Below are 13,612 nucleotides of genomic sequence, written 5' to 3'. Positions count from 1 at the left end.
GCCAAAAATAAGCATTTTTTAGCTTATTGAGTGACAATCGTCATAGAAATTATCACAAGCGGGCTACGATTTAGAACTTTTATCCCTAAATTTGCAGCAAAATTATCATTCAACTAAACTCATCAATTCATGGCTAAAATAACGAAAGAAGCTGCCTTGCTCTATCACTCGCAAGGCAAACCCGGAAAGATAGAGGTAGTGCCAACCAAGCCCTACAGTACACAAACCGACCTCTCACTGGCCTACTCGCCCGGCGTGGCAGAACCCTGTCTCGAAATAGAAAAGAATCCGCAGGACGCATATAAATACACCGCCAAAGGCAATCTGGTAGCGGTCATCTCCAACGGTACCGCCGTGTTGGGACTGGGCGACATAGGCGCCCTGAGCGGTAAACCTGTGATGGAAGGCAAGGGACTGCTCTTCAAGATTTATGCAGGCATCGATGTGTTCGACATCGAAGTGAACGAGAAAGACCCCGACAAGTTTGTAGAGGCCGTGAAGGCCATTGCCCCCACCTTCGGCGGCATCAATCTGGAAGACATCAAGGCGCCCGAATGTTTCGAGATTGAACGCCGCCTGAAAGAGGAGCTGGACATCCCCGTGATGCACGACGACCAGCACGGCACGGCCATCATCTCCAGCGCCGGCTTGTTGAACGCCCTCCAGGTGGCCGGCAAGAAGATTGAAGACGTGAAGATAGTCGTAAACGGCGCAGGCGCATCGGCCACGTCGTGTACCAAACTCTATGAATCGCTGGGCGCACGCCGCGAAAACATCCTGATGCTGGACAGCAAGGGAGTCATTACCAGCGACCGCGAGAACCTGACCGAACAGAAACGCTACTTTGCTACCGACCGCCGCGACGTCCACACGCTGGCCGAAGCCATCAAGGGAGCCGACGTATTCCTGGGCCTGTCCAAGGGCAACGTGCTGACGCAGGACATGGTGCGCAGCATGGCCGACCATCCCATTGTGTTCGCCCTGGCCAATCCCACTCCGGAAATCTCCTACGAGGACGCCATGGCCGCCCGTCCCGATGTGCTGATGTCCACGGGCCGCAGCGACTATCCCAACCAAATCAACAATGTCATCGGCTTCCCCTACATCTTCCGCGGCGCACTGGACACTCACGCCAGCGCCATCAACGAAGAAATGAAGATAGCTGCCGTACACGCCATTGCCGACCTGGCCAAGCAGCCGGTGCCCGACGTAGTGAACGAGGCCTACCACGTGAACAATTTCACCTTCGGCCCCGACTACTTCATCCCGAAGCCGGTAGACCCGCGCCTCATCACCGAAGTGTCCTGTGCCGTGGCACGTGCCGCCATGGAAAGCGGTGTAGCCCGCAAAAACATCGAGGACTGGGATGCCTACAAACTCCAGTTGCGCGAACTGATGGGCTACGAAAGCAAACTGACCCGCCAGCTCTACGAAACCGCCCGCCGCAACCCGCAACGTGTGGTCTTTGCCGAAGGCGTACACCCCAACATGCTGAAAGCTGCCGTAGAAGCCAAAGCCGAAGGCATCTGCCAACCGATTGTCCTGGGCAACGACGAAGCCATCCAGAAGCTGGCCAAGCAACTTGACCTCAGCCTGGACGGTATCGAAATCGTCAACCTGCGCCACCCCAACGAAGCACCCCGCCGCGAACGCTACGCCCACATTCTGGCCGAGAAGCGTGCCCGCGAAGGCGCTACCTACGAAGAGGCCAACGACAAGATGTTCGAGCGCAACTACTTCGGCATGATGATGGTGGAAACAGGCGAAGCGGATGCCTTCATTACCGGCCTTTACACGAAATACAGCAATACCATCAAGGTGGCCAAGGAAGTCATCGGTATCCGCCCCGAATTCAAGCACTTCGGCACCATGCACATCCTCAACTCCAAGAAAGGCACCTACTTCCTGGCCGACACGCTCATCAACCGCCATCCGGACACCGACACGCTGATAGACATTGCCAAGCTCTCCGAATACACCGTACGGTTCTTCAACCACACACCGGTGATAGCCATGCTGAGCTACTCCAACTTCGGCGCGGACAAAGAAGGAAGCCCGGTCAACGTTCATGAAGCGGTGGACTACATGCAGAAGGAATATCCCGAACTGGCCATCGACGGCGAAATGCAGGTGAACTTCGCCATGAACCGCGAAGTACGCGACAAGAAATATCCGTTCACCCGCCTCAAGGGCAAGGATGTCAACACCCTCATCTTCCCCAACCTGAGCTCAGCCAACTCGGGCTACAAACTTCTGCAAGCCATGAATACGGACATGGAACTGATTGGCCCGATACAGATGGGACTGAACAAGCCCATCCACTTTACGGACTTTGAAAGCTCCGTACGCGACATCGTGAACATCACGGCGGTTGCCGTCATCGACGCCATCGTGGCCAAAAAGAAAGCCGCCCAATGAGACGACCGCTGTCGAAGACACAAATAGTTTGCATTGTGCTGCTTTGGGCAGCACTTTGCTATATCGTATTGGTATATGCCGAACGAATTGACGGCCCAGTCATCGTTTCGCTTGCACTTTCGGCCGCATTCGTCTTTATACCTGTCTTTCGGTCCATAAAGAAGAATAAATAGTATCTTTTTATTCCTTTTTGCGGGATAAAACAGAATTTTTGCTGTTTTATCCCGCATTTTCTTTATAAAATGTTTGCAAGTATCATTTTTATGCTTACTTTTGCAACCGCAACCGAGAACAAGTACAGCCATACAACATACACATTGTTTTAGGTAACAAATAAACATCAAAAAACCAATAAAAGAAAAAACAGATTATGAATGCAGCTAAGGTATTAGAAGATTTGAAGAGAAGGTTCCCCAATGAACCGGAGTATCATCAAGCCGTAGAAGAGGTGCTCTCTACCATCGAAGAAGAATACAACAAACATCCCGAGTTCGACAAAGTAAACCTGATTGAACGTCTGTGCATCCCCGACCGTGTTTATCAGTTCCGCGTAACATGGGTAGACGACAAAGGCAACGTACAGACCAACATGGGTTACCGTGTACAACATAACAATGCCATCGGCCCCTACAAAGGCGGTATTCGTTTCCACTCTTCCGTCAACCTGGGTATCCTGAAGTTCCTTGCTTTCGAGCAGACTTTCAAGAACTCACTGACTACCCTGCCCATGGGTGGCGGCAAAGGCGGTTCGGACTTCTCTCCGCGTGGCAAGAGCAACGCTGAAGTCATGCGTTTCTGCCAGGCCTTCATGCTGGAGTTGTGGCGTCACATCGGTCCGGACGTAGACGTACCGGCAGGTGACATCGGCGTAGGCGGACGTGAAGTAGGTTTCATGTTCGGCATGTACAAGAAACTGACACGTGAATTCAGCGGCGTGCTGACAGGCAAGGGCCGCGAATTCGGCGGTTCGCTCATCCGTCCCGAGGCTACAGGTTACGGCAACGTTTACTTCCTGATGGAAATGCTGAAGACGAAAGGCATGGACCTGAAAGGCAAGACGGTGCTCATCTCCGGTTCGGGCAACGTGGCCCAATATACAGCCGAGAAGGTGCTGCAACTGGGCGGCAAGGTACTGACCATGTCCGACTCCGACGGTTACGTTTACGACCCCGAAGGCATCGACCGCGAAAAGCTGGACTACATCATGGAGCTGAAGAACCTCTATCGTGGCCGTATCCGCGAATACGCCGAACAATATCCGGGTGTGAAGTATGTAGAAGGCGCCCGTCCCTGGGGTGAAAAGGCCGACATCGCCCTGCCCTCCGCCACTCAGAACGAAATCAACGGCGAAGAGGCCAAGCAACTGGTTGCCAACGGTGTAATCGCCGTATCCGAAGGTGCCAACATGCCCTCTACGCCGGAAGCCATCCGCGTCTTCCAAGAAGCCAAGATTCTCTATGCTCCGGGCAAGGCTGCCAATGCCGGCGGTGTATCGGTATCGGGTCTCGAAATGACTCAGAACTCCGAACGTCTGTCTTGGAGTGCCGAAGAAGTGGACGCCAAGTTGCACTACATCATGGAGAACATCCACGAAAACTGCGTGAAGTATGGTACCGAACCCGACGGATACGTAAACTACGTGAAGGGTGCCAACGTTGCCGGCTTCATGAAAGTGGCCAACGCCATGATGGCTCAGGGCATCGTATAAGCAAAGTATTTTTAAGCCATAGATTTAGATAGGAAGGGGACGTGCCGAAAGGTGCGTTCCCTTTTTCTGTTGGTACACAGGGACTTTGCCACGCTTACAAAATGCTTGCATGGTCCGCGGTGAATGCTTGCACGGTCCGCGATGAATGCTTGCATGGTCCGCGATGAATGCCTGCACGGCCTGCGGTGGATACAAATGTCCGCCACAGGCCGTGCAAATAGAATTTCGGGGCGAAGATTAAGGTCGCCCACAGGACACAAAGCCTACTTGAAAGCGGGAGCCGGGAAGTGCATGCCCGCCATCGTCAGCCCGTCGGCCGAGGCCATTTGCAGGAAATGCCTGCGTACCTTCACGGCAGCCTCCTTGTCCATGTCGTACGATGCGCAATATTCAGGATGCGGCAACTGAAGGGCGGCACCGTGAACCAGATCGCCCACCACCAGCAGCTTGCCTGCCTTATACACAGTATGTCCCGGCGTATGTCCTACGCCATTCAAAGCCACGACATTGCCCGGCAGGACATCGTCGAAGTCAAAAAGATGCAGGCGGTCTTTATAGGCCTCCATCGTCTTCACCACCTGGGCTTTCTGCCCGTCGGGCATCTGCATCCAGGCATCGTACTCGGCTTTCGAGGCATACACCTGGGCATTGGGGAAGACAGCCTTTCCGTCCCGTATCATGCCCCCGATGTGGTCGCCATGGAAGTGGGTCAGATACAGATACCTGACATCGGCAGGCTTGACGCCCAATGAATCCAGCCCCGCCAGCAGGCCGCTCTCAGGACTGCCCAAGCCCGTATCGAACAAGATGCCCACACCATCCGTCTCCACCCAGAAGACGCTGACGGTAGAGGGTATGCCCTCTTGCAGGGAAAGACTTTCCAGCAGGCTGTCGGGTGCGTCGGCAAAGAGTTCCCTGCCCATCAGCTTGTCGCCGACATTGTCCTTTATCCACGTCACCTTCACGTCGCCCACCTGCAACGTCTGCCGACCTTCCGTCGTCACCTTCTCACACTGATTTTCCATCTTCATTTCTCCATTCGTCTGTTTTTTGGCCGCATTGCCGCACGAAGCCAGCGCACACAACGCTGCCGCGGCAAGCAGCAGATTCCATTTCTTGTTTTTCATAAGCCTATCTGTTTTTACAAATCCTTCGCCTTTTTCTCCCAGCAGGGAGCGGGCAGTACAAAAGTAACATTTTCTCCTCAAAAAAACCAACATCTTCCGCACCTCGTAGAAAGTTTCCTCTTCCGAAGCTCCACCAAGCCGAAAATCTTATCCCCCGCCCCACGCTTATATGTCCGATAAAAACTATACTTTTGCAGTGTGTAATCATACAAAAAACAGGAGAGAGATGAAAAGACTGATACTGACGGGAGCTGCCGCGCTCCTATTGCTGGCCGGATGCGGCTCTGTCCCCCTGACGGGACGAAAACAGGTGTTGCTGGTTTCCGACCAGGAGGTGCTGTCCTCCAGCCTGACACAATATCAGGACTACATGAAAAGTGCCCCCAAATCGACATCGAAAGTCCAGTCGGAGCAGGTGACGCGCGTGGGCAAGAAGATTGCCGCCGCCACCGAACAATACCTGCGCGACAACGGCCTTTCGTCCGAGATTGCCAACTTCGCCTGGGAGTTCAACCTGGTGAAGGACGACCAGGTGAATGCCTTCTGTATGCCCGGCGGCAAAATTGTGGTGTACGAAGGGCTGATGAAACTTGTCCAGACGGACGACGAGCTGGCAGTGGTCATCGGGCACGAGGTGGCGCACGCCGTAGCCAAGCACAGCAACGAGCGCATCAGCCAGCAGATACTGGCACAGTACGGCGCACAAATCCTCAACCAGTCTCTCTCGCAGAAGAGCGCCGCCATACAGACTGTAGCCAACCAAGTGTACGGCATCGGGGCACAATATGGCGTGATGCTGCCCTTCTCGCGAACGCACGAGACGGAGGCCGACTACATGGGCCTGGTGTTCATGGCCATGGCGGGCTACAACCCCGACGTGGCGGTGGGCTTCTGGCAGAAGATGTCGGCCGGAGGCTCGAGCAGCGTGCCCGAATTTATGAGCACCCACCCCAGCGACAGCCGCCGCATAGCCGACATCCAGAAGGCACTGCCCGAAATCAAGGCCAAGTATGGCAGCGGCACGCAGACGACGACGCCCAAGACAACGGGCAGCGGAAGCACGACGGGCACCGTCAAGACCATTACCCTCGACGAACTGAAAAAAATGAAATAGCATGGCAGACAATTACCTCGAAAACAAGATGGAGCAGTACCAGGCACGCAAGGCAGCCTGGGAGAAAGCCCGCAAGCACCTGCCCAAGAAACCTGCCAACGCCCCGGCCATGAAGACAGAAAAGGAAGCCGAAGCCGAGGGTCGCGGGCCGAAGGAAGCGCCCTCGTGCGTGGATTGCGGCACACAGAACTGCAAGTACAAGACCAAGACCTACCCAGACTTCTGCCTCACCACCCATCTGGAGGAGGAAGACCGCCAATGGGCCCTGGAGCGATACGACGAAGCGCGCAACCACGACATCATGGTGGCCAGCGCCGAAGTGGAGTACGAAGGCTACTGCCAGTGGACGCGGGTGGAGGAAATCATGCGCTTTGCCCGCAAGATAGGCGCCCGCAAGATAGGCATCGCCAACTGCATCGGGCTCGTCAGGGAGGCGCGCATCTTTGCCCAGATTCTTCGTGCCAACGGCTTCGAGGCCTACTCCGTCATCTGCAAGGTAGCGGGCCAGGCCAAGTCGTCCGTAGGCATCCCGCAGGAGTGCGAAAGCATAGGTGCCGCCATGTGCAACCCCATCCTTCAAGCCCGTCTGCTCAACAAGGCCAAGACCGACCTGAACGTGGTCATCGGCCTGTGCGTGGGCCACGACAGCCTGTTCTACAAATACTCCGACGCCTACGTCACCACCCTCGTCACCAAAGACCGCGTGACGGGCAACAACCCTGCCGCCGCCCTCTACACGGCCCACTCCTACTACAAGAAGAAGCTCACCCCCGCCGACCAATGACCGCCGCCATGTCCATGCTCCACCCGCTACCGCCCCAGGCCGAAGGCATCCCCCTGCCCGTAAGGTTCACCTACCCCTTCTGCTACACGCCCCATCCCCTCTGCGTGTTGGCGGCAGGCGAGGTGCAGGCCTACCTGTCCACCCGCGACGACTGGCAACAGGAGCTGGACGAGGGCAAGATGTTCGGCGTGCTGGTGGTGCGCACTGCCGAGGGGCGCCTGGGCTTCCTGGCCGCCTTCTCGGGCATCTTGGCGGGCAACAACGTGCATCCCTACTTCGTGCCGCCCGTCTACGACCTGCTGCGCCCCGACGGTTTCTTCAAGGTGGAGGAAGAGCAGATTTCACTCATCAACGCCCGCCTCCGCACCTTGCAGGCCGACGAGCGCTACCTGCAACTGAAAGCCGCCCTCGCCGACGAGGAGCAGGCCGCCCGTTCAGCCCTCGACGCCGCCAAAGCCTCGATGAAGGCAGCCAAGGCGCGCCGCGAGGAGCGGAGGAAGGAAGCCGCCCTCACGCCCGACGAGGCCGAAGCCCTGATACGCGAAAGCCAGTTTCAGAAGGCCGAATGCAAACGCCTGGAGAGAAGTCTGAACGAGCGGCTCGACGCCCTGCGCCGCCCCCTCGGCGAGTGGGAGGACGAGATGGCCCGGCTGAAAGCGGAGCGCAAGCAACGCTCGGCCGCCCTCCAGCTGCGCCTGTTCGCCCAGTTCGAGATGCTCAACGCGCGGGGCGAGCGCAAGAACCTGTGCGACATCTTTGCCCCCACCGCCCAACAGGTGCCGCCCGCGGGCGCAGGCGAGTGTGCCGCCCCCAAGCTGCTCCAGCAGGCCTACCTGCACGGCTGGCAACCCCTCTGCATGGCCGAGTTCTGGTGGGGACGCTCGCCCAAGACCGAAGTGCGCCACCACGGCCACTACTACCCCGCCTGCCAGGGCAAGTGCGGCCCCATCCTGGGCCACATGCTGCAAGGGCTGGACGTGGACGAAAGCCCCCGCCTGCAAGCCATGAAGCAAAGCTCCACCGCTGCGCTCGAAATTGTCTACGAAGACTCCTGGCTGGCCGTGGTCAACAAGCCCGCAGGGATGCTCTCCGTGCCCGGCAAGGAGGAGGCGGAGTCTGTCTACAGCCTGATGCGCCGCCGCTACCCCACCGCCGAAGGCCCCCTCACCGTCCACCGCCTGGACATGGACACCTCGGGCCTGATGCTGATAGCCAAGACGAAGGAGGCGCACCGCCTGCTTCAGGAGCAGTTCAGGCAGCGCCTGGTCAGCAAGCGCTACATCGCCCTGCTCGAGGGCAACGTGCCCGCCGACAAGGGACGCATCGACCTGCCCCTCTGCCCCGACCCGCTCGACCGTCCCCGCCAGCTGGTGCATCCCGTCCACGGCAAGGCGGCCATCACCGACTACGAGGTATTGGAGCGCAAGGACGGCCGCACGCTCGTGGCCTTCTATCCGCATACGGGCCGCACCCATCAGCTGCGCCTGCACGCCGCCCACCCCCAAGGGCTGCACTGCCCCATCGTGGGCGACCCGCTCTATGGTCACCCTGCCACACGCCTTTGCCTGCACGCTGAGACGCTGGAGTTCACCCACCCCGACACGGGCAGGCGGATGAGGTTCTGTAGGGGGGCGGACTTCTGAGTTCACCACAGAGGGCACTGAGTTTTTATTTGAAACGCAGATTAACGCGGATTATCGCAGATTAAAAAATTAATTATCTGTGGTCATCTGTCACATCTGTGTGCCAAGTTCACCACAGAGGACACAGAGTTTCACAGAGTTTTTTTGAAACGCGGATTAACGCGGATTATCGCAGATTATTTTTCTTTTTTGCGCTAATCTGCGTTAATCTGCGTTTTTTCACCACAGAGTTTTTTTGAAAAAATAATCTGTGGCCATCTGCCACATCTGCGTCATCTGTATGCCATGTTTTCACCAAAAGAGATCAGAACTGCACCGTCACTCCCAGCGTGGGGAGCAGGGTGCCGCTCTCCTGCTTGATGTACTTCATGCGGTAGCGCTGCTCGGCGGGGGCGGCGTCGGGGTTCACAATCTCGCCGGTGCTCATCAGCACGTCGGGCTGGCGCAGCTTGCTGACGGTGACGTTCTGGAGGTCGATGTAGAGGCCCAGCATGCAGCGGCGGAAGTAGTAGCTCTTGTCGATGCGGAGGTCGAGCTGGGTGAAGGTGTCCAGGCGGCCGGTGTTGTAGAGGGAGTAGTCGTAGTAGGGCCGTCCCTGCACGTCCCAGGCCTGCACAAGGGAGGACTTGTCCGTGTCGTAAGGCGTATAGGGCGAGCCGCCTATGGAGCTGACCTTGGCGCCTATGCTCCAGTTGCGGGGCAGGTTGTAGGTGGCGCTGATGTTGGCAATGAAGCGGTTGTCCCAGGCGGAGGCGATGTAGGGGCTGGAGGCGTCGTTGCGGTACTGGCTGCGATAGAAGGTAAAGGAAGAGACGGAATAGAACTTGCCGGGTATCTGCCAGCGGAAGGTGGCTTCGAGGCCGTAGGCGCGCCCCTGTGCCACGGGCAGGAGAAGCTCGTTGCCCACCACGCCGTAGTCGTTGCCCTTGCAGGCCAGGGGGATGCCGTCGGCCACGGAGAGGGGCGAGCGGGTGTAGTACTTGTAGAAGCCTTCGAGGGAGACCACCATGCGCTCGTCGCGGTTCCACTCCACGCCGGCGTTGGCCGTCTGTAGGCGCACGTAGCGCAGGGAGCGGTTGGCATACTCGCCCTCGGCGTCCTTGTAGCCCAGAGCCGTGTAGGGCGGCAGCTGGTGGTACATGCCCACGCTGGCATTGACCGACCACGAGGGCAGGAAGAGGTAAGAGAGCGAAAGCACGGGCGAGAGGTTCTCCCAGAAGCGGGCGGTTGAGGCAGAGAAGTCGCATCCGTCCAGGCGCAGGGCGGCGGTGGCGGTGAGGCGCTCGTCGGCCGTCTGGTAGCGGGCGGAGGCAAAGGCTCCCCACCCCCAAAGGCCAAGCGTGGTGCGGTATTCGCTGGTGAGGGGCATGCCCTGCTGGTAGAGGCGCTGGAAGGTGCGGTCGTAGTAGCGGGCATAGTAGGCCTCCACGCCCTGGGTCAGCGTCCAGTGCTCGCCATAGGTGCGGTTCTCGGCACGCAGGGAGAGCTTCTGCTCGCTGGAGCTGAGGTCGAGGGTAAGGTTGTCGGGGCTGGACTCGTCGTTGTCGCGATACTTCAGGTTCTGGTTGCCCAGGTAGTTGTAGCCCAGGGTCAGCGAGCGGACGTGGCGGCCCGCGTAGTGGCGGTAGACAGCGCCCAGGGTATAGGTCTGCTGGGTGATGCGGGGCAGGTAGCTGAGGAGGTATTCGGCGCTTTCGCCCTCCTCGTCGGTGTTCAGCTTCATGTTGTCGATGCCCGTCAGGCCCAGCACGGTCAGCTCGTCCTTGGCGCCCAGCTTGGTCTTAATCTTGAACTGTCCGTCGATGTAGTTGGGCAGGAAGGGCAGGCCCAGCATCTTGAAGAGCAGCTGCAGGTAGGACTGGCGGATGGAGAAGAGGTAGGTGGTGCGGTCGCTGAAGTGGCCCGTGCCGCTGAGCGACACCTCGGAGGCGCCCAGCGTGGCCTTGAAGCTGTTGGCGTCGGGGTTGCCATCGCTCAGGCGGATGTCCATCACCGAGCTCAGCGCGCCGGCCTTGTCGGCGGGGAAGGCGCCCGTGTAGAACTGCACCTCGCGGATGAGGTCGGCGTTGAGGATGCTGACGGGGCCGCCCGACGCGCCCTGGGTGGCGAAGTGGTTGATGTTGGGTATCTCCACGCCGTCCAGGTAGAAGCGGTTCTCGGAGGGCGAGCCGCCGCGCACGATGAGGTCGTTGCGGTAGCCGATGGGCGAGAAGGAGACGCCCGGATAGGAGCGGACAATCTTGGAGATGTCGCGGTTGCCGCCAGGGCTTTTCTCAATCTCGTGCAGGCCGATGATTTGCAGGCCGACGGGGCTTTCCTTGACGCGTCGCAGGGTGGTGGTCTGCACGGTCACCTCGCCCAGCAGGGCGGCGTCCTCCTCCAGCTCCAGCTCGACGAAGGGTGTCTTGGCGGACACCATGAACTCGGGCGAGAGCAGGGCCTTGTAGCCGATACACGACACGGACAGGCGGCAGATGCCTGGCGGCACCTGCTCGATGCGGAAGACGCCGACCGAGTCGGTGGGCGCTCCGTGGTCGGGATAGCCGAAGAGGGTGACGTTGGCATAGGGTATGGGCTCCCTCGTCAACTTGTCCACCACGCGGCCGCGAACTACATAGCCCTCGGCTGCCTGCGCCAGGGCACAACAACCTATCAGAAACACGAGCAAACCCAAACGAAACGACTTCATAAGCAATTCCTCCTCTTTAGTCCCCTCCCGACGTGGGAGGATAGGACAAAGATATACAAAGGCGAGTGGAGAGGCAAACGAAAAACAGAGTTTTTCAGTTTGACTATCCCGAGCCGCATCCTATCTTATGGAAAGATAGCGAAAGGCGAGCGGAGAGGCAAATGAAAACGAAGATTTCTGGTAAATGGTTAATGGTAAATGGTTAATGGTTAATGAAAATGCAGACGAACGCGAATAATGAATTAAAAAATCTGCGTGGCGTTGCCCACACACGCTGCACTACAACGTGGATGCATACGGGCGGGCCGACCCCGCCCCTACACGTCACCGTCCGCATGGCAATCTGAAATCTATCACATCTGCGTCATCCGCGTCTGAAAAATGTATTTCACCCCCTGAAGGGCGCCGCTCAATGCAGAAACGTCGCCGCCCCCAGCGTGTCGTCCATGTCGGTAACGTCCTCGGAGTTCAGCAGCTCGCCTTCGGCCGAGTAAATCAGCTGGTACTCTGTCGGCTCGTTGGCCATGCCCACCACGACGGCCACCACGGGCTGGCGCTGCGGGAACTGCACCCACACCACGTTCTGCACCTCGCCGCCCGAATACTCGCCCGCGGCAAAGGCGTTGAACACAGGGCCGGGCACGTTGTCCATCGTCTCCCAGTCGGTCTGCTTCATCACCCACTGCTCCTGGGGCGTGAACCACACCTTGACGTTGAAGCCGTCCGCAAAGAAGTCGGCCACGTAGTAGCCGCTGCCGTCCTGCTCCCAGGCCACGTCCTCGGCCGAGGGATAGAGCTTGTTGAACGTAGCCTGAAGGCTTTCGGACACCTGGATGGCAAAGGCCTGCGCAGACAGCACGAAGGCCGCCAGCACGAATAATAACTTCCACTTTCTCATACTCTTTTTCTCTGTTGTTTGAATCAGTATAAAATCTATCCACGAAACAACAATCCGCCCTTGCTTTTGTTTGACGGGCGGCGGGAGGAGGAGGAAAATTGTGGTGAAAATGGCACGCAGATGACACTGATGGGGCAGATGACCACAGATAATTTATTTTTTAATCTGCGTCAATCCGCGTTTCAAATAAAGACTCTGTGGTGAAGCCTATGCTCAGTTGAAGTAGTACAGGAACACGGCCACGCCTTCGAGCGCCTTCTTCTTCTCGCCCTCAATCTCGATGGCGAACTTGATTTCGGCCTTGGCCACGCCGCGCAGGTTGCTCAGCGACTGAAGGTCGGCCACCAGGCGGATGCGCTGGCCCGAGAGGACAGCCTGTCCGAACTTCATCTTCTCGATGCCGTAGTTAATCATCATCTTCAGGTTGTTCACCTCGATAATCTGGTTCCACATATAGGGCAGCATGGAGAGGGTCAGGTAGCCGTGGGCTATGGTGCTGTGGAAGGGGCTGTCCACCTTGGCGCGCTCCGTGTCCACGTGTATCCACTGATGGTCGAGCGTGGCGTCGGCAAACAGGTTGATGCGCTCCTGCGGCAGTTCTACATAGTCGGACACGCCAATGCGCTGGCCCACCAGCTTCTCAAAATCTTCGTACGAATTGATAATCACTTTTTCCATAAATTATTCCTTTTAGATTTATAACGGGCACGCAAATATCGCTTTTTTTCCCAAAAGGGCAAAAGATAAATACAAGGATATGCCGCGATGCACCTACTCTAATTCATAAAAATCGCATGTATGGGCAGGAGAAGCAGTATAAGCATGAATTCTTCTTCCGACAGGGTGGCCCTCATCTTCTTCAGGGCTGCATTGATATGGTTTTCGACTGTACTCAATGATATGCCGAGCCTTTTTGCGATTTCCTTGTTCGGGATCTCTTCCACGAAATGCATGCGGATGATTTCCTGCCGTTTCGGAGGAAGGGCGTCTATCGCTTTAAGGAGACTGTCCTTCAGGTCCCCGTCAAGAAGCCTTCTGACGACAGGATTCCTGTCCGGGTCGAGGGTCTCGTGTTCATACATGGCGATACGCCTTTCGTTCCATGACCGGAAATCAGAAGCTAGCTGCTCCCGTTTCAGATAGTTGAGACTTCTGTTGTATATTGACCTGAATTTGTTAAGGCGAGCGAATTTTGCTCCGCTTCGCTCCGAGTACAGAAAACGGCTTGCCA

Annotated in this window: 10 protein-coding genes; 5 read left to right on the top strand and 5 right to left on the bottom strand. The window is 57.4% G+C overall.

The genetic code is table 11. The features are described 5' to 3' along the window. Positions 1–129 precede the first annotated feature (129 nt). Complete coding sequence (locus Q1Y74_RS00870) at positions 130–2,418, top strand: NADP-dependent malic enzyme (RefSeq protein WP_300811805.1); 2,289 nt, start codon at positions 130–132, stop codon at positions 2,416–2,418. A 370-nt stretch (positions 2,419–2,788) separates the two neighbouring features. Continuing rightward, the gene (locus Q1Y74_RS00865; protein WP_300811804.1) at positions 2,789–4,126 is read left to right on the top strand and encodes an NADP-specific glutamate dehydrogenase; all 1,338 of its coding nucleotides are present in this window, start codon (positions 2,789–2,791) and stop codon (positions 4,124–4,126) included. Positions 4,127–4,389: 263 nt separating this feature from the next. Here the strand turns inward: Q1Y74_RS00865 and Q1Y74_RS00860 are convergent, their stop codons facing one another. Further along, the gene (locus Q1Y74_RS00860) at positions 4,390–5,253 is read right to left on the bottom strand and encodes an MBL fold metallo-hydrolase (protein WP_300811803.1); all 864 of its coding nucleotides are present in this window, start codon (positions 5,251–5,253) and stop codon (positions 4,390–4,392) included. A gap of 226 nt (positions 5,254–5,479) precedes the next feature. Between Q1Y74_RS00860 and Q1Y74_RS00855 the strand changes: the two genes are divergently transcribed. From Q1Y74_RS00855 to Q1Y74_RS00845, 3 genes are all read left to right on the top strand, one after another. Next, the gene (locus Q1Y74_RS00855; protein ID WP_300811802.1) at positions 5,480–6,367 is read left to right on the top strand and encodes a M48 family metallopeptidase; all 888 of its coding nucleotides are present in this window, start codon (positions 5,480–5,482) and stop codon (positions 6,365–6,367) included. Positions 6,368–6,476: 109 nt separating this feature from the next. Continuing rightward, positions 6,477–7,151, top strand: a complete 675-nt coding sequence (locus Q1Y74_RS00850) for a DUF1847 domain-containing protein (RefSeq protein WP_300811847.1) — start codon at positions 6,477–6,479, stop codon at positions 7,149–7,151. A gap of 14 nt (positions 7,152–7,165) precedes the next feature. Continuing rightward, the gene (locus Q1Y74_RS00845; protein ID WP_300811846.1) at positions 7,166–8,794 is read left to right on the top strand and encodes an RluA family pseudouridine synthase; all 1,629 of its coding nucleotides are present in this window, start codon (positions 7,166–7,168) and stop codon (positions 8,792–8,794) included. A 304-nt stretch (positions 8,795–9,098) separates the two neighbouring features. Here the strand turns inward: Q1Y74_RS00845 and Q1Y74_RS00840 are convergent, their stop codons facing one another. From Q1Y74_RS00840 to Q1Y74_RS00825, 4 genes are all read right to left on the bottom strand, one after another. Beyond that, the gene (locus tag Q1Y74_RS00840; RefSeq protein ID WP_300811801.1) at positions 9,099–11,483 is read right to left on the bottom strand and encodes a TonB-dependent receptor; all 2,385 of its coding nucleotides are present in this window, start codon (positions 11,481–11,483) and stop codon (positions 9,099–9,101) included. Positions 11,484–11,892: 409 nt separating this feature from the next. Beyond that, the gene (locus tag Q1Y74_RS00835; RefSeq protein ID WP_300811800.1) at positions 11,893–12,381 is read right to left on the bottom strand and encodes a PepSY-like domain-containing protein; all 489 of its coding nucleotides are present in this window, start codon (positions 12,379–12,381) and stop codon (positions 11,893–11,895) included. A gap of 213 nt (positions 12,382–12,594) precedes the next feature. Next, positions 12,595–13,059 carry a MaoC family dehydratase gene (locus Q1Y74_RS00830; protein ID WP_300811799.1) on the bottom strand — a complete coding sequence of 155 codons (465 nt, stop codon included), beginning with the start codon at positions 13,057–13,059 and terminating at the stop codon, positions 12,595–12,597. A gap of 98 nt (positions 13,060–13,157) precedes the next feature. Then, the coding region (locus Q1Y74_RS00825) for a sigma-70 family RNA polymerase sigma factor (protein ID WP_300811798.1) at positions 13,158–13,612 on the bottom strand (455 nt) is incomplete at its 5' end.

Source organism: uncultured Bacteroides sp., assembly GCF_949298305.1.
Taxonomy (GTDB): Bacteria; Bacteroidota; Bacteroidia; order Bacteroidales; family Bacteroidaceae; genus Bacteroides.
The sequence above is the reverse complement of the archived record's forward strand: the minus strand, read 5'-3'. Positions and strand labels throughout refer to the sequence as shown.